Raw genomic sequence first — 15,277 nt, forward strand, 5'->3', positions numbered from 1 at the left:
CGTCCCCTCGGGTCACTGTTATTCGCTGATCAGACTACCAAGTTTGCAGGCCCGCGAAGAGTCGCTGGCGGGTTGCGCCACCCATCGGTCGATAAACGTCGGCGAGCCTGCAATAGGATCGGACGTGAACGGGACAAAGGGGGCGCGGTTGCACGAAAGTCCGCTCTGTGCCACGGAACTCATGAAGTAGGGGCGGTATGTCGCACGTTGATCAGACCGTCACAAATGACGCAGTGATTCCGGTGGTGTCATCCACCGTTTTCGATTCCTCTCCGAATTCACGTCTGGCGCTCGGTGTTCTTGCCATCGATGGGGTTGCTGTCCCCGGCCTCGAAGCCGAATACATGGCTCACTTCCATCTCCGAAGACGCGTCTATGTCGACCAGACCGGCCAGCTCTCCGAGAAGGACCTGTTGCCGGACGGCACCGACCGAGACGCCGACGATTCTCGTTCCATCACCTTCTGCGTGCTCGAGAACCATCCCGACGGCACCCGCGTGGTCGGGGTATCTCGACTCATCGTGCGGGGAGAGCCACGCCCCGGGGATTCGCTCCATGGAACTCCTCTGCCCGTCGAGGAGTTCTGTCGGGACGCCTTCGCCGACGGACCGCTGCCGTGGAACGCGGTGGAGGTCTCTAGAGTGATCGCCCGTCATCAGAAGGCTGCCGTTCAGGACACCATCCAGTGGTATCTCTTCGCCCTGATGCTCGCGTACGTCACCAACCACGGCCTCGGTCGCGCGTTCGCCATCATCGAGCCATGGCTCGAGAGACGCCTCAGAAGCATCATCACGATCGACCGCATCGGAGACGTGAGGTTCATCGAGCATTACCTCGACTACAACGTACCGATCGAGATCGACGTCGCCTCGTCGACGGCGACCGTCACCGGTCGCACGAGTGACCTCGTCGAACACTTGCTTGAGTCGGAACCCTCGCTTGTCTTCGTCGGGCGTATCCCGAGTGCCAGGACGAGCGCCGCATAGTGGCTCGCACATTCCTTTCTCCTGAGTTCGCTCGCAACTACGGTTTCTGGAGCGAGGACGAGCAGAAGGCTCTGATCCGATCGACGGTGGCCATCTGTGGCGCAGGCGGGGGAGGGTTCCAGTTCGGCCTCAAGCTCGCCCGCATGGGTGTGTCGGGGTTCAACGTCGCCGATCCAGAGACATTCGAGCCTCAGAACGCGAACCGTGTCGACGGAGCCGCAGTATCCACCTATGGGCGCAATAAGGCTGAGGTGTTCCGCGATCGAGTGCTCGACATCAATCCCGAGGCCAGAGTCGCAGTCTTCACCGAGGGGGTCACTCCGGAATCGGTAGACGAATTCATGGCCGGCGCCGATCTCGTGGTCGACGAGTCCGAGTCGACCCAGCCCGAGATCGGTGTCCTGGTCGCGCGAGCTGCCAGGGCGCGAAGCATCCCCGATCTCATGGCGATGAACGTCGGCTTCGCGGCGCAGGTCACGTCGTTCGCTCCTGCCGGCCCGTGGACGTTCGAACGATTCATGGGCCTCGACGAGCGCATGCCGCTCGACGAGGTCGCTGGCCACAGCATGGATCTTGCCAGGAGCCTGCCCTACGTGCCGCCGTACTCCGACCTCCGGGCGCTCGCTGCGGTGCAGGGCACGGACGGCGCCGGGGAATCGGTGTCGCTGCCCTCGCTGGCCATCGGCATAGACCTGTTGTCGTCGATCGCCTCGACGCAGGCGTTCCTCCATCTCACTCGCGGAGTATCGGCCCGCCGCCCGCAGCCCATCTGGGCTCCCCGCATGGCGTATATGGATGCGTATCGCTTCCGCGCGCGCGTTCTGAGGGCAGGGCGGGGCAGTCATCTTCGTCACCTCATGATTGCTGCGCTCCGACAGAAGCTGGGTCGCAATCCTTCTGCTGCCTACGCGATCGCAGACATCGATCGTCGAAGGGCTCGGGCGACGTCGACACCGTAGCCGGTTGACTCTGTTTCGAATGTATGTTCGACTTCATGCATGCGGTGGAGCGGTCAAGCGTTATCAAGTACGGAACCCTCGGCACTGCCGGGCTTGGCGAAGCTCAACAACCTCGTCCGCTCGGTGCAAACACCGGAGTTCGCAGGCGTGACGTTTCACGAGATCCTCGCGAAATCCGCTCTCAACAAGATTCCAGGGCCGAGCGCGGTGCTGCCCTATGGCTGGACGATCAACCCGTACCGAGGCTGTAGTCACGCCTGCGTCTATTGTTTCGCTCGACAGACTCACACCTATCTCGACCTCGACGCCGGTGCGGATTTCGATGCCCAGCTCATCGTCAAACTCAACGTTGCCGAGGTGCTCGAGAAAGAACTCCGGCGACCCGCCTGGCAGCACAGTCCGGTGGCGCTTGGTACCAACACCGACCCCTATCAGCGGGCTGAGGGCAGGTACGCGCTGATGCCGGGCATCATCGAGGCCCTGACGCAGTCGCACACGCCGTTCTCGATCCTGACGAAGGGCACTCTGCTGCGGCGGGACCTGCCGCTTCTGGTCGAGGCGAGCGCCCAGGTGCCGGTCGACCTGGCCATGTCGATCGCGATCTACGACGACGAGCTGCAGCAGTCGATCGAGCCAGGCACTCCCTCGACCAGGGCACGCCTGGCGACCGTCACGGCGGTGCGCGAGGCCGGCCTCGACTGCAGCGTGTTCCTCATGCCGATCCTGCCTTACCTCACAGACACCAAGGCGCATCTCGACGACGCTCTTCGTCAGATCAAGGCCGCTGGCGCGAGCACGGTTCTCTACACGGCGCTGCATCTGCGACCGGGAGTCAAGACCTGGTTCTTCAGGTGGCTCGAGTCTGCGCATCCCGAACTCGTCGAGCAGTACGGGCGCATGTACTACGGCACCAACAGCTATGCGCCGAAAGAGTACAGAAAGTGGTTGGCGGCGCGCATCCAGCCGCTCATACGGGCGCACGGCCTGCAGCGCGGCATCGAAGACGCCGCATCCGGCGGCATCCGCAGTTCGGCTATCGGGCAGGGCGACCGACGGTCGACGCGGCGGCCGTCGCCGTCGCCCGGGTCGATCATCCCGGAAGAGATCGATCAGGGGCAGCCGACGCTTTTCTGAGCACCGCGGTGCCCGCAAGGGCGCTTGCGGCTATCGGGTCTCGTCGGATGCCCGAGCAACTACCCTGGGATGCGTGGCGAAACTCTACTTCCGGTTCGGGGCGATGAACAGCGGCAAGAGCACGGCGATGCTCCAGGCCGCCTACAACTACGAGGAGCGCCACCAGAACGTGCTCATCGCCAAGCCCTCGGTCGACACGAAGGGTGACACCCGCATCGTCTCGCGCCTCGGTGTGACGCGCGAGGTCGACTTTCTCGTGACTCCGTCATCGAATCTCAGGGCCGACTTCCTGCAGCGCCGCAACCAGTCCATCGCGAATGGCTCCGGCGAGATCTCGTGCCTTCTGATCGACGAGGCTCAGTTCCTCTCACCCGAGCAGGTCGACGATGCTCTGCGCATTGCGATCCTCGACGATGTGCCCGTGTTGGCCTACGGTATTCGCACCGACTTCCAGACGTCGGCGTTTCCCGGCAGTGCGCGGCTCATGGAGATCGCGCACAGCCTCGAAGAGCTCAAGACCATCTGCCGTTGCGGGCGCAAGGCGATTTTCAACTCGCGCAAGATCGACGACGTATTCGTCTTCGACGGCGCCCAGGTCGCGATCGATGGCGAGCACGTGACCTACGAATCGCTGTGCGGCGTCTGCTACCTCGAGGAAAGCGGCGGTGTGCTCGGCAGCACGTCTTAGGCCGAGCGGGTAGGCAGAAGCAGACGCAGCACCGGCGCCAGATACTTGGCCATCTCGGCATGGCCTACATCGGTCGGGTGCACGCCGTCGGATCCAACCTGGCCGGTGGGCCCGGCAACCAGCCACTTGTCGGTGATCGTGTCGACGAAGGCGTTGCCGTCTTGCAGGGCTGCGTCCCGTACGGCGTCTCGCGCCGTCACCACGCCTTTGGGCGTCGGCGTCTGGCCCCATGGCGACGCCACAGCGAGAATGACAGCGCCGGGCGCCTGATTGTGGATGCGGGCGTAGGTCTCGGCCGCTCCTGACCGGATGTCTGCCGCTGTCTTGTCTGCGTCATCGTCGCTGCCGAGTACGACGACGACCGCCGCGTTCTCGGGTACTTTCTTGGCGAGGGCGAGGAAGGTGCGGGATTGGTCACCGGCGGACGCGTAGCCAGCACCGTCGGCGGTCAGGGTCATGTAGGGGAATTTGAGTTCCGCCGAGAGCAGCGACGGAAAGCGAGCGATGCCACCGGAGTCCATCGCCGACCCGCCGGTGAAAGAGTTTCCGATGAAGACGACCAACGGCGGCTTGGCCTCGACGACCTCGGCGGCCGCCGCGGGCTGCGCAGACGCGAAGACCCCGCCGAACAGAAGAACGGTCACTGAGGCCACGGCGGTCAGAAGAGTCATGATGCCATTCCGTCGCGGGCTGCGGCGAGCGAGTGTGTTCACTCTCGAAACCTAGCGGAGTAAGCCGAGTGTCGACTCGGAGCGTGATGACTCCGTGACATGTACATTCCGTAAACCTGTACATCTCTTAAACACAGAAGACCCCCTCTCGTATGAGAGGGGGTCTTCTGTGTTGGTCGGGGTAACAGGATTTGAACCTGCGACCTCGTCGTCCCGAACGACGCGCGCTACCAAGCTGCGCCATACCCCGATCAGCCCGAAGGCCTCAATCATCCTAGCCGATTTCGGAAGGGGCCGCGTGCACCGGTCAGCGCGACGAGGTGAGCGTCAGCAGCGTCGCCTCTGGTAGGCACGAGAAGCGGAACGGGGCGTAGATCGACGTGCCGAGACCTGCGGAGACATTGAGGTACGCCGCGCGCAACCCGTGTCGCCACACACTCAAGCCTTTGACCTGATCTCTCGGAATGTCGCAATTCGTGATGAGGGCGCCGAAGCCAGGCACGCACACCTGGCCTCCGTGCGTGTGGCCGGCGAAGATCACGTCGGCTCCGTGCGTCACGAAGGAGTTGAGCACACGCTGGTACGGGGCGTGAGACACGCCGATCGTGAGGTCGGCCGCGTAGTCGTCGTCTTGGTCCTCGCGCAACTCGTCGAGTGCCCCGGGAATGCGGTCGAGCCGGTCGTAGTGGCGATGCGGATCGTCGACGCCGAAGAACTCGATGCGGGTGCCGTTGACCACCAGGTTTGTAGCTCGATTATTGAGGTTCTGCCAACCGAGATCGGCGAACGTGCCTTCGAGCCGTGCGGTATCGAGTCGCGTCGGGTCGCGATGCATCTTCGAGGGTCCCATGAAGTAGCGCAGGGGGCTCTTGAACGTGGGACCGAAGTAGTCATTCGACCCGTTGACGAAGACGCCCGGCACACCTCGGAAGGGCTCGAGCGCGTACGCGATCGCCTCGTAGGAGGCGGTGTGGCCCAGATTGTCGCCGGTATCGACCACGAGATCGGGTTCCAGCAAGGCGAGTCTCCTCACCCACTCCTGCTTGTCGTGCTGCCACGGAGCCATGTGCAGATCTGAGATGTGCAAGACACGGATGTCCGTCGCACCGGCCGGGAGCACGGGTGCGGAGACGCGACGAAGGGTGTAGAGCCGACGCTCGACGAGCGAGCCCCAGGCGAAGGCCGCGGCTCCGGCCGCCGCGGTCAGCCCGAGGGCTGTCGCGGCGACCTTCGCCTGGCGGGACATCTCCACCTCGCTAGGGCTTCTTGCAGATGATGAGGGCTACGCTCGCGGTCGCGGGATTCGCCAAGGAGCCAGCGGCGGGGGTGGAGCCGAGGGCGACTTTGTTGTTGCAATTCGCGTCGGTCTGCTGCACCTGTGTGGCCGGCGAGAACTTGAATCCGGCTGCCTGGATCGCTTGTGCTGCCGCTCCCAACTCCATTCCGGACACATCAGGAACGGGCTTCAGCTGTCCATTGCTTGTCAGCACCGACAGCTGTGAGCCCTTCGGGGCACTGTTGCCCGCGCCCGGATCGGTTCCAGCCGCGAGGCCTGCTGGCACGTCGCTATCGATTGCACCTCCGTCGAGGAAGGTGAATCCGGCGGCCTCGACGATGGACTTGGCCTCGGTGATGGACTTGCCTCGCACGTCAGGAATGGTCACCTGCGGCGCATTCAGGAGTGAGCTGGTCGGTTTCGGGAAGTCATCACCGCCGTACTTCTGATTGGCCTGGGTCATGTACTGCTTGAACACGCTGAAACGCAGGTTGCTCGCGCCGGTGCCGTTGACGCTCGTGTTGCGGAGCGAGGTCTTGCCCTCGATATTGCCCGTCCATACGGCCGTGGCGAGTTTGGTAGTCGCGCCCGCAAACCACAACTGAACTTCGCCGTCGGTCGTTCCGGTCTTACCGATCAGAGCGTGGCCATCGAAGGGATTACCTCCCGAGCCCGTTCCGCCGCCCGCGGTCACGGCCTGCATCGCTACGGCCATGGCCGCGGCTACGTTCGGGTCGACGGCCTGCTTGCACACCGTGGTGGGGTGCGGCTGCTCGTTGCCGGCCGCGTCGGTGATGCGGTCGATCGCGACGGGCGTGCAGAAGTTTCCTCCTGCCGCGATGCCGGCGTACGACGCGGCAACGGTGAGGGGCGACACCTCGTTGGTGCCGAGCACGCCGGCCACGTTCTGCATCATCGGCTGCCCGTCGGCGCGGTGCATGCCGAAGGCCTCTGCCGTCTGGGTGATGTCGCACATGTCGAGCTTCTGTGCCATTGCGAGGAACGCATTGTTGACGGAGGCTGCGGTCGCTGCCGTAACCGTCATATTGCCCGGAGTCTGGTTGCTGTCGTTGTTTGCGGTGTATGACCCGCCGGAAGCTCCCTCGCAGTGGTTACGGAAGGTCGACAGGTTGAACGTCTGACGATTGCCGTTGACGATCTCACCGAGTGCGTGGCCCTGCTTCAGCCACTCGGCGAGGGTGAAAACCTTGTACGTGGAGCCCTGCTGGAAGCCGCTCGATCCGCCGTAGGCGTAGTCCGTACTGAAGTTGATCGATGTCTGGTTGGGCTGGGTGGTCTCGGGGTCGGCGTTGTAGTCCTTGTTCTGCACCATGGCCAGAACGCGGCCGGTGCCCGGCTGCACCGTCACGACCGACGATCCGATCTTGAAGGCCCCCTGATCCGTATCAGGCACGTTGGCCTTCATGGCCTCCCAAGCCTGCGACTGGAGGTCGACATCGAGGGTCGTGTAGATGCGGTAGCCGCCGGTCTTGAACTTCTCCCAGCGCGCCTCTTCTGTGTCGCCGAAGGTCGGGTCGTTCTTGATGACATACGAGACGTAGTCGCAGAAGAACGCGGATCCCGTGGCGTTCGCGGTCTGGCAGCCGGTCGACGGCTGCATGATGTTCGGCGTGACCGGCGTGGCGACGGCCTCGTCGAACTGCGCCTGCGTGATCTTGTGCTCCCTCAGCATCGCAGGGAGGATGTTGACGTCGCGTCGGGCCTGGTTCTCAGTGATCTTCTCGGGCTGATCCGGCTGGTCGATGCGCAGGCCGTTGGGCTCGTTGACCATGGCGACGAGACTCGCTGCCTGGGCCACTGAGACGTTGGCAGCCGATACGCCGTAGTAGTACTGAGCCGCGGCTTCGATTCCGTAGACGGTGCCGCCGAAGTTCGAGATATTCAGGTAGCCCAGAAGGATCTGGTCTTTCGAGTACTCCTTCTCGAGACCGATCGCCAGCTTCATCTCTTTGAGCTTGCGGTCGACGCTCGTCTTCGTGGCGTCTTCGAACGCCTTGTCGCGCTTGGCCTCGTCGGTGATCTCTTGAGTCTTCTGGATGAGGATGTTGCGCACATACTGCATCGAGATGGTCGAGGCGCCGGGGCCATCGCCGCCGATCGCGTTCTGGGCCGCGGCACGAGCGGAAGAGATGATGTCCACGCCACCGTGTGAATAGAACCGGGGATCCTCCACAGACACCACGGCGTCCTTGACGAACGGCGAGATCTGATCCCAGCCGACCTCTAGCCTGTTCTGGTCGAAGGCGGCGGCGAGCAGCACAGGGTTGCCGTCGGCACCCTTGGCGTAGATCTCCGAACGCTGTGAGAGGACGTCGGGCTTGATGTACTCCGGCAGGTTCTCGAACATGCCGATGGAGTTGTTCGTTGCGATACCGGTGACTGCGAGCGCGGGGGCGACCATGGCCGTGACGAGAACGCCAGCAATGGCGCTCATCCCCGCGAGTCCAAGGATCGCTCCGATGACGCCGCTAACCTTAGATTTCTGGGCAGACATATGCTCGAGAGTAATCGATGATGCTGGCAAATGCCCAGAAAGGAACGCGGATGCCCACTTGGGAGTACGTCACAACACCGCTCATGATCCACAACACGACGGGGATCCTCAACACCTGGGGCGCCAAGGGTTGGGAACTCGTGCAGATCGTCACGGGCCCCGAAGGCGGGCTCGTCGCCTACCTCAAGCGTCCTGTCGCCGCAGCGGGGGAGGCCTCCTGATGAGCGTGATCGCGGCTCGCCTCGCTGAGCTCGGAGTCACCATCCCCACGGTCGTACCCCCGGTCGCGGCGTACATCCCCGCGGTGATCTCGGGCAATCTCGTCTTCACAGCCGGACAGCTTCCGTTCGTCGACGGAAGCCTCGAATACACGGGCAAGGTTGGCGACGGACACGAACTGGTCTCTCCGTCGATCGCGAAGTCGCTCGCGCAGACATCCATTCTCAACGCGCTGGCCGCGGTCGAGAACGTGATCGGCTCGCTCGACCGTGTGACGCGGGTCGTCAAGGTGACCGGATTCGTCGCATCCGACCCGTCGTTCACGGGGCAGCCCGGAGTCATCAACGGCGCGTCCGAATTCCTCGTCGACCTGTTCGGCGATCGTGGCATTCACGCGCGTTCGGCCGTGGGCGTCGCCGCCCTTCCTCTCGACGCTCCCGTCGAGATCGAGGTGATCGTCGAGTTCGCCTAGGCGCGCCGACCGATCACTTCAGCCTGTCGGTGATGATCTGCATCACCTGCGTGTCTGCGAGGGTCGTGGTGTCTCCGACCTCACGGCCCTCGGCCACATCTCTCAGCAGCCGCCGCATGATCTTGCCCGATCGTGTCTTGGGCAGCTCCGCAACAAGAAAGACGGTGCGCGGTTTCGCGATCGCGCCGATCTGCTCGGCCACGTGGGCGCGAAGCAGAGCGGATGCCTCGTCGGCCGTCGCAACGTCGGCCTGGCTCGTGCGCACGATCACGAAGGCGACGACCGCCTGGCCGGTCGCCTCGTCTTCGGCTCCGACCACGGCGGCCTCGGCGACCATGGGATGCGACACGAGCGCCGACTCGATTTCTGCCGTCGAGAGCCTGTGCCCCGAGACGTTCATCACGTCGTCGACGCGTCCGAGCAGCCACAGGTCGCCATCGCGATCTCGGCGAGCGCCGTCTCCGGCAAAGTACACGGGGGGATTTCGCACTGTGCCGAACTTGTCCCAGTAGGTCTCTTTGTACCTCTCGGGGTCGCCCCAGATTCCGCGCAGCATCGATGGCCACGGCTCGCTGACCACCAGCAGGCCGCCGGAGTCGAGTCCGACATCGTGCCCCTCGTCGTCGAGAACCTCGATCTGGATGCCGGGAATCGCGACCTGCGCCGAACCCGGTTTGAGCGTGGTCACCCCGGGCAGGGCCGACACCATGATCGCGCCCGTCTCCGTCTGCCACCATGTGTCGACGATCGGGGTCTCGCCGCCGCCGATCACATCGCGATACCAGATCCATGCCTCGGGGTTGATCGGTTCGCCCACCGAGCCGAGCAGGCGCAGACTCGAGAGATCGAACTGCTGTGGAATCTGCCGGCCGGCCTTCATGAACGAGCGGATGGCCGTGGGCGCGGTGTAGAAGATCGAGACACCGTACTTCTGGATGATCTCCCACCAACGGCCGGGGTGGGGCGAGTCGGGCGTTCCCTCGTAGAGCACCTGCGTGGCGCCGTTGGCGAGCGGGCCGTAGACCACATAGCTGTGGCCCGTGATCCAGCCCACGTCGGCGGTGCACCAGTAGACGTCGGACTCCGCGTGCAGGTCGAAGACAGACCGGTGGGTGAAGGCCGTCTGAGTTAGGTAGCCGCCGGAGGTGTGCAGGATGCCCTTCGGCTTTCCCGTCGTTCCCGACGTGTAGAGGATGAATAGGGGGTTCTCGGCGGGGAACGCCTTCGCGACGTGCTCGTCGTCGACGGCGACCATCTCGTCGTGCCACCAGAGGTCGCGGCCCTCCACCCATTCCACGTCGTTGCCGCCGCGCTTGACGACGAGCACGTGCGAGACGGTGCTGTCGCCGTCTGCCGCCAGGGCGGCATCCACGGCGTGTTTGAGCGGGAACACGGACCCCTTGCGATACCCGCCGTCGGCGGTGATGACCAGTTTGGCGCTCGCGTCGTCGATGCGGCTGCGCAGGCTCTCGGCGCTGAAGCCGCCGAACACCACGGAGTGCACGGCGCCGATGCGGGCGACAGCCAGCATGGAGATGACGGCCTCGGGGATCATCGGCAGATAGATCGCCACGCGGTCGCCTTGGCGGATGCCGAGGCTCGTCAGCAGATTCGCGGCGCGTTTGACCTCGCTGGTGAGCTCGGCGTAGGTGTAGCTGCGCGAGTCTCCGGGCTCACCCTCCCAGTGCAGCGCGACGCGGTCGCCATTGCCGGCGAGCACGTGGCGGTCGAGGCAGTTGTAGGCCACGTTCAGGGCGCCGTCGTCGAACCACTTCGCGAAGGGCGGGTTCGTCCAGTCGAGAGTGCGGGTGAACGGAGTGTGCCAGTGCAGCAGTTCACGCGCCCGGTCTGCCCAGAATCGCAAGCGGTCATTCTGCGCCGCTTCATAGAGCTCTGGACCCGCGACCGCGTTCGCCGCGAACTCCTCAGTGGGCGGAAAACGGCGGGCCTCGTGGAGAAGATTGTCGATGCGATTGCTCATGGTTTCAGTGCGCTCCTTTGCGACGGCTGATGCCAGCTTAGCCAGCCCCGGAGGGCCCGAAAGAAAGGCGATGTTGCATCGCGTTGCCCCCGGAAAATGTGCCTCTGCTGGGGTCCGCTGAGAAAAAGCTGAGGGAAGTTGCGGTTATGTTTCCGGCGAGTAAACTCGATCCCACTGGACCTCGTTTCCAGATGCAACGCACATACGGATTCCCCCAATCCAGCGTTGCTACGGCGGCACCTTTTCCCCCCATTAGGTGCCGCCCCTTCTCTTTTAACGGCTCTCGTCGGCGCGAGCCGGAAGACGCATCTCGTCCTCCCCATCGGTACGTAGAGAGAACCGTCCACAATCTCGCCGTCGACCCACATCGGCACGTCAGCTGCTTCTACCGTCGTGGACATGGCGAGCAGACAGTACACGGAAGACAGGCCCGACGAGGCAGCGCACTTGCGCGAACCCTTCGTCGCAGCTCCCGTGCTGAGCGCGCCTCGACCCGTGCCCGCGCCGCCATCCCCCACCGAAGGCGCGGGCACGGAGCCTCGTGAAGCACGCCGCCCGATGCCTGAGCCGCGCAGCCGGGTCGGCGCATCCGACTTCGGGCCGCTCGCGAGGTACGTGAGCGATCCCGATGTGACCGATGTCTTCGTCAACGGCCCAGACGACCTCTGGGTCGACAGGGGAGCGGGACTCGTGCGGCAGTCGACCTGGTCGTGCCCCAGTGAGGCGAAGCTCCGTGACCTCGCCGTCGCGATCGTCGCCCGTGGCGGCAGGCATATCGACGAGGCCACTCCGTGTGCCGATGTGCGACTCCACGACGGCATCCGGGTGCACGCCGCTCTTCCTCCGATCGCCCCGCGCGGCACCCTCCTCTCCATCCGCATTCCGCCGCTCGACCGCCCTCGGCTCGACTCGCTGGCGGCCTCCGGACTCTTCGGCGAGGGGGCCGAGGCCGAGGGGGCCCGCGCGTTCATCGACGGCGCCGTGCGCAACCGGGCGAATCTCCTGATCACAGGCGCCGGGGGCAGCGGCAAGACCACGTTTCTCTCCGCGCTTCTGGCGGCGGCCGACCCCGCAGACCGCATCATCGCAGTCGAGGACGTCGCGGAACTCCGCGTGGAGCATCCCCACTTCATTGCGCTCGAGACGCGTCAGCCGAACCTCGAGGGAGCCGGCGGCGTGGGGCTCGATCGGCTGCTGCGCGAAGCGCTTCGCATGCGGCCCGACAGGCTCGTTCTCGGCGAGTGCCGGGGCGGCGAGATCCGCGAACTGCTGTCAGCACTCAACACCGGGCATGACGGCGGCGCCGGCACGCTGCACGCGAACTCGCTCGACGACGTGCCGGCGCGACTCGAGGCACTCGGTTCGCTCGCGGCGATGAGCCCGCAGACGGTGGCCAGGCAGGCGGTGAGCGCCATCGGCCTTGTGCTTCACCTCGAACGCCGCGGGGTGCGCCGGGTTCTGGATGCCGTGGGCAGGTTCGGCATCGATGCCGCCGGTCGGCTGCAGGTCGAGGCGGTCGAATGATGGCGGCGGATGCGCTCTCTGTCGAGGCGGTCGCCTCGGTGGTGCAACGGCTCGCGGTGATGCTCGGCGCAGGGGTGGCGCCCGCGAATGCCTGGCGCTATCTGAGCGACGTGGGTGAATCCGACACGGCGGTCGAGGAGGTCGCCCGTACGGTCACGGCCGGCGCCTCGATCCCGGCGGCGATCATGAGCGCGGCATCATCGACCGAAGCAGCTCAGGCAGGTTCGGCGTGGAGAGCCGTCGCCGCCTCCTGGTTCGTCGCGCACGAGAGCGGGGCTCCGCTCGCGTCGAGCCTGCGCGAGACCGCCGACACTCTTCGCCAGCTCGGTCAGCTGCACCGAGACGTCGATGCTGCTCTCGCCGGCCCTCGAGCCACAGCTCGATTCGTCGGTGTTATGCCCGTGCTCGGCCTACTCTTCGGAACCCTTCTGGGTTTCGACACGATCGGGGTGCTGTTCGGTACGCCTCTGGGTATCGGCTGTCTCTTCGCCGGCGCGGTGCTAACGGTCGCCGCTGCGCGGTGGACATCCCGACTCGTGGCCAGGGCGAGGCCGAGCGAGTCGTCACCGGGGCTGACCGCGCAACTGGTGGCCATCGGTCTTTCTGGCGGCGGGTCGCTCGCACGCGCTCGCGAGCTGGCGACCGAGGCCCTCCGGCTGCACGAGCTCGGTGAATCCGACGATCCGCGACGCATCGACCGGGTGCTCGCGCTGTCACGAGCCGCGGGGGTGCCGGCGGCCGAACTGCTGCAGAGCGAGGCGAGACAGATCGGCCGCGAGGCGACGAGTCGGGCGCAGTCGCGCGCTGCGGCCCTGGGCACGACACTCATGATCCCTCTCGGGGTGTGCGTGCTCCCGGCATTCATGCTGCTCGGCGTCGCGCCGATGATGATCTCCATCTTCTCCTCCACCGTGGTCGGACTCTCATGAGCCCGCACAGATCGAGCTCGACCGCTGACCGCGCGCACCCCCGCGTCGAGGCTTGGAGCACCCACCTCACTCGTGCCGAAACCGAAGAGAGCGAGAAATGATGAGAGACCTGAACACGACCTCCCGCAGAACGGCGAGGTCGACCGAGAGTGCCGTGCACGCGCTCGGTGACGACGAGGGAGCCGCGACTGCGGAGTACGTGGTCGCCACGATGGCGGCCGTGAGCCTAGCGGGCCTCCTGGTGATGCTCCTCCGCGGCGACGCGGTCAAAGAGATCCTCATGGACCTCGTGCGCACGGCGCTGAGCTTCGCCGGATAGCAGGGCGGCACGATGCAGCAGATCCCCGTTCCCGGAGCCACCCGCACGTTCCGGGCGTTCCGGGCGTTCCGAGCGTTCCGGGCACTCCGTGCCGACGGCGGCAGCGTCACCATGGAGTTCGTCACCGTGTTGCCGGCGGTGCTCGTCATCGTTGCGGCCGTGCTCGGAGGATTTCAGCTCATCGTGCAGCAGATGCGGGTCGCCGATGCAGCATCATCGGCGGCCCGACTGCTCGGTCGAGGCGACGACGCCGGTGCGACCGAGACCGTGACGAGACTCTTGGGTGACGGCGCGGTTCTCTCCTCGAACGCCGAAGGCCGCTTCGTCTGCGCGACGGTCACCGTGTCGGCGACGGCCGGTCCGTTCGCGCTCGCCGCCATGCCCGTGGCGTCGACCACGTGCGCGTTGGGCGGCGGCCAATGACCGTTCGGCGCCGCGTCATCGATGACCGGGGCGCGGGAGGAATGCTGGCGCTGACGATAGCCGCGGGAACGATGGCCTTCTCGCTGCTGGCTCTGTCGCTCTTCTCTGTCATGCCGGCCAAGGCGTCAGCGAATGCGGCAGCGGACTCCGCGGCCATCGCGGCTGCCGAGACGGCGTCATCGAGCTCGACCGCTCAGGCCTGCGATAGTGCGGCGGAGGTGGCGACGCTCAACCAGGCGACGCTGGTGAGCTGCGACGTGCACGGCGAGGAGGCCACGGTGACCGTCGGCCGCGACATCTTCGCGACGACGTACTCCGTGACCGCACGGGCTGCGGTACCGCGACCGACCCATCAGACGTCGGGCGCAAATGGGGCGATCCCGCTTGAGAACCTGATGGTGGTCTCGTATCCGGGCGTTCGCGCCGACCCGCCCGTCTATCTGCGCCCCGACGCGGCATCCGCACTCGTGCAGATGCTCGACGCGTACCACTCGCAGACGGGCGACTACCTTCCGGTCGACGAGGGGTATCGCGATCTCGCCGGCCAACAGCAGGCGTTCGACGAGTACGGCTGGCCGCGGGCGGCGATTCCCGGCACCTCGAATCACGGCCAGGCCATTGCCGTCGACTTCGTCAACCCGCCCGTTGTTCGAGGGGCGGCCCAGCACGCCTGGCTCGTCGAGAACGCCGCACAGTTCGGATTCGAACCGCTCACCGATCCCGACGAGCCATGGCACTGGGACTACGCGGGGTGATGCGCCGCTGCTCAGCCCAGCCGAGACTCGATGAAGCGATAGTCCACGGCCGACGGCAACGCGGCGTTCTCGCCCTCACCGTTGTACTCCACGCCGCTGCCACGCAGATAGACGTAGCGTTTCGCGGCTCCCGCCGGGATCTCGAGTTGTGCGAGGGGCTCGCCCGCCTGAGAGAACTCCGTTCGAACGGTGCGCCCTTCCAAGGGGCCGTCCGTGAGTTTCGCGGTGTAACTTCCGAATTCTGTCGTTGTCATTTCGCATCCTCTCCTATGAGGTCGCTTTCCATCTTCCTCACCCGGGCGATCTGCGCAAGGGGTTACCCGCGCTTCCTCGCCGCTTAGGTAATTAGGCAATCAGGGTAAAGAGGTGTGTATGGTGTGGCAGATGGGCCATCAGTGCCCGCCGAACCCCGTCGAAGACGCTTAC

Annotated in this window: 17 protein-coding genes and 1 tRNA gene; 11 read left to right on the top strand and 7 right to left on the bottom strand. The window is 65.3% G+C overall.

Features of this window, described 5'->3' with window-relative positions; genetic code table 11:
- Nucleotides 1-278: 278 nt before the first annotated feature.
- Nucleotides 279-557, bottom strand: coding sequence for a hypothetical protein (locus CCK87_RS18665; RefSeq protein WP_349289979.1), 279 nt, complete (start codon nucleotides 555-557; stop codon nucleotides 279-281).
- A gap of 84 nt (nucleotides 558-641) precedes the next feature.
- Here CCK87_RS18665 and CCK87_RS18515 point away from each other — a divergent pair, with 84 nt between their 5' ends.
- From CCK87_RS18515 to CCK87_RS01915, 4 genes are all read left to right on the top strand, one after another.
- Entirely contained in the window at nucleotides 642-986 is a 345-nt protein-coding gene (locus CCK87_RS18515) for a hypothetical protein (RefSeq protein WP_249273727.1), read from the top strand.
- On the top strand, nucleotides 986-1,945 hold the full coding sequence (locus tag CCK87_RS01905) for a ThiF family adenylyltransferase (protein ID WP_086459813.1): 960 nt from the start codon (nucleotides 986-988) through the stop codon (nucleotides 1,943-1,945). The genes CCK87_RS18515 and CCK87_RS01905 overlap by 1 nt, the downstream gene beginning before the upstream one ends.
- Before the next feature lie 39 nt (nucleotides 1,946-1,984).
- A complete protein-coding gene (locus tag CCK87_RS01910) occupies nucleotides 1,985-3,079 on the top strand; it encodes an Rv2578c family radical SAM protein (RefSeq protein ID WP_086459814.1) in 1,095 nt (364 codons plus the stop codon).
- A 73-nt stretch (nucleotides 3,080-3,152) separates the two neighbouring features.
- A complete protein-coding gene (locus CCK87_RS01915) occupies nucleotides 3,153-3,767 on the top strand; it encodes a thymidine kinase (protein ID WP_086459815.1) in 615 nt (204 codons plus the stop codon).
- Here the strand turns inward: CCK87_RS01915 and CCK87_RS01920 are convergent.
- The 4 genes from CCK87_RS01920 to CCK87_RS01935 all read right to left on the bottom strand — a co-directional run bounded on the left by CCK87_RS01920 (nucleotide 3,764) and on the right by CCK87_RS01935 (nucleotide 8,169).
- A complete protein-coding gene (locus CCK87_RS01920; RefSeq protein WP_140162741.1) occupies nucleotides 3,764-4,438 on the bottom strand; it encodes a GDSL-type esterase/lipase family protein in 675 nt (224 codons plus the stop codon). The two genes, CCK87_RS01915 and CCK87_RS01920, sit on opposite strands and share 4 nt — an antisense overlap.
- Before the next feature lie 173 nt (nucleotides 4,439-4,611).
- Nucleotides 4,612-4,688 (bottom strand) — tRNA-Pro (locus tag CCK87_RS01925).
- A 57-nt stretch (nucleotides 4,689-4,745) separates the two neighbouring features.
- A complete protein-coding gene (locus tag CCK87_RS01930; RefSeq protein WP_086460329.1) occupies nucleotides 4,746-5,684 on the bottom strand; it encodes a metallophosphoesterase in 939 nt (312 codons plus the stop codon).
- A gap of 10 nt (nucleotides 5,685-5,694) precedes the next feature.
- Nucleotides 5,695-8,169, bottom strand: coding sequence for a transglycosylase domain-containing protein (locus CCK87_RS01935; RefSeq protein ID WP_170927110.1), 2,475 nt, complete (start codon nucleotides 8,167-8,169; stop codon nucleotides 5,695-5,697).
- 110 nt (nucleotides 8,170-8,279) lie between these two features.
- On the opposite strand from CCK87_RS01935, the gene CCK87_RS18170 reads away from it, so the two are divergent.
- Both CCK87_RS18170 and CCK87_RS01945 read left to right on the top strand, forming a co-directional pair.
- Entirely contained in the window at nucleotides 8,280-8,450 is a 171-nt protein-coding gene (locus tag CCK87_RS18170) for a hypothetical protein (RefSeq protein WP_170927111.1), read from the top strand.
- Nucleotides 8,450-8,920, top strand: a complete 471-nt coding sequence (locus tag CCK87_RS01945) for a RidA family protein (RefSeq protein ID WP_086459819.1) — start codon at nucleotides 8,450-8,452, stop codon at nucleotides 8,918-8,920. Before CCK87_RS18170 ends, CCK87_RS01945 begins: the two co-directional genes overlap by 1 nt.
- 13 nt (nucleotides 8,921-8,933) lie before the next feature.
- Here the strand turns inward: CCK87_RS01945 and acs are convergent, their stop codons facing one another.
- On the bottom strand, nucleotides 8,934-10,901 hold the full coding sequence (gene acs / locus CCK87_RS01950; protein ID WP_086459820.1) for an acetate--CoA ligase: 1,968 nt from the start codon (nucleotides 10,899-10,901) through the stop codon (nucleotides 8,934-8,936).
- A gap of 558 nt (nucleotides 10,902-11,459) precedes the next feature.
- Here acs and CCK87_RS01955 point away from each other — a divergent pair.
- The 5 genes from CCK87_RS01955 to CCK87_RS01975 all read left to right on the top strand — a co-directional run bounded on the left by CCK87_RS01955 (nucleotide 11,460) and on the right by CCK87_RS01975 (nucleotide 14,851).
- Complete coding sequence (locus CCK87_RS01955) at nucleotides 11,460-12,425, top strand: ATPase, T2SS/T4P/T4SS family (RefSeq protein ID WP_249273719.1); 966 nt, start codon at nucleotides 11,460-11,462, stop codon at nucleotides 12,423-12,425.
- A complete protein-coding gene (locus tag CCK87_RS01960) occupies nucleotides 12,422-13,354 on the top strand; it encodes a type II secretion system F family protein (RefSeq protein ID WP_086459821.1) in 933 nt (310 codons plus the stop codon). Before CCK87_RS01955 ends, CCK87_RS01960 begins: the two co-directional genes overlap by 4 nt.
- A 97-nt stretch (nucleotides 13,355-13,451) precedes the next feature.
- Nucleotides 13,452-13,673, top strand: coding sequence for a DUF4244 domain-containing protein (locus tag CCK87_RS01965; RefSeq protein WP_086459822.1), 222 nt, complete (start codon nucleotides 13,452-13,454; stop codon nucleotides 13,671-13,673).
- 12 nt (nucleotides 13,674-13,685) lie between these two features.
- The gene (locus CCK87_RS01970) at nucleotides 13,686-14,096 is read left to right on the top strand and encodes a TadE family protein (protein ID WP_086459823.1); all 411 of its coding nucleotides are present in this window, start codon (nucleotides 13,686-13,688) and stop codon (nucleotides 14,094-14,096) included.
- The gene (locus CCK87_RS01975) at nucleotides 14,093-14,851 is read left to right on the top strand and encodes an Rv3654c family TadE-like protein (protein ID WP_086459824.1); all 759 of its coding nucleotides are present in this window, start codon (nucleotides 14,093-14,095) and stop codon (nucleotides 14,849-14,851) included. Before CCK87_RS01970 ends, CCK87_RS01975 begins: the two co-directional genes overlap by 4 nt.
- Nucleotides 14,852-14,862: 11 nt before the next feature.
- On the opposite strand, the gene CCK87_RS01980 is transcribed toward CCK87_RS01975, so the two are convergent.
- On the bottom strand, nucleotides 14,863-15,105 hold the full coding sequence (locus CCK87_RS01980; protein ID WP_086459825.1) for a hypothetical protein: 243 nt from the start codon (nucleotides 15,103-15,105) through the stop codon (nucleotides 14,863-14,865).
- Nucleotides 15,106-15,277 lie beyond the last annotated feature (172 nt).

It is taken from the genome of Agreia sp. VKM Ac-1783 (assembly GCF_900177765.1).
Classification (GTDB): Bacteria; Actinomycetota; Actinomycetes; order Actinomycetales; family Microbacteriaceae; genus Agreia.